The sequence below is a fragment of the Bradyrhizobium sp. BRP19 genome (assembly GCF_020194195.1).
Classification (GTDB): Bacteria; Pseudomonadota; Alphaproteobacteria; order Rhizobiales; family Xanthobacteraceae; genus Bradyrhizobium; species Bradyrhizobium yuanmingense.
The window spans coordinates 1-665 of record NZ_JADYVZ010000082.1 but is presented as its reverse complement, the minus strand read 5'-3'; the positions used below and the strand labels follow the sequence as shown (position 1 = coordinate 665).

Sequence of the window (665 nt, the reverse complement as noted above, 5' to 3'; positions counted from 1 at the left end):
TTGCGCTATGGATGTTATGTAACGCGCACGCCTGCAGCAGGATGCGCGATATTTCAATCGATCAGCCTGACCTCGACGGCTCTGTACTTCGAGCGCTGTTTATTGAAACGAATACCGAAAGTCACGCGCGTGCCGGACACCAGATCAGCCCCTGCGCAGCCGCGAAGGTCCGATATGTGCACGAACAAATCCTTGCCGTCGCCATAGTCAGGCCGAATGAACCCCCAGCCCTTTTCAACGCTGTACGACACTACTGTTCCGGTGCGCATGTTTGTTCCACGGTCTTGCGGCTCGATATCGCCGCCTACTACTCCGGAGCTGCGGGTGCACTTTCCGTTCCTAACTCGGCGGCGACGAGCGCGAGCGAAGATGAGCGCCACCACTTGAACATCCTGACTCACCTCGCCTCACAGCAAACCGGCGGGGCGGACCAGGCGCTAGAAGCGACGAGCCCGCCCCTAACATTACCGCATCTGGAGACTCGGTGATGCTGCCCAGGACCGAGCAAGGGTCGTGCCGAATCGAGAATCGGAGATTCTGCAGGCGCTTCGTGGCGGGCTACAGGGTCAAGGTGTTCGCTTTGGTCTGAAAACTGATGGCCGACCGGGGCACTGTCCGTCCCAGTTGGTCCCGCCGAACTTCGGACTGCAGGCTCACGCTCGCGT

The 665-nt window shown here is 59.8% G+C and carries 1 protein-coding gene; it reads right to left on the bottom strand.

The annotated features are described in order from the left end of the window. Window positions 1-53: 53 nt before the first annotated feature. Window positions 54-269 carry a cold-shock protein gene (locus I6F36_RS38585; protein WP_225143937.1) on the bottom strand — a complete coding sequence of 72 codons (216 nt, stop codon included), beginning with the start codon at window positions 267-269 and terminating at the stop codon, window positions 54-56. Window positions 270-665 lie beyond the last annotated feature (396 nt).

Coding starts and splice junctions, on each gene's coding strand:
- I6F36_RS38585 (WP_225143937.1), bottom strand. CDS start 269: ATGCGCACCGGAACAGTAGTGTCGTACAGCGTTGAAAAGGGCTGGGGG.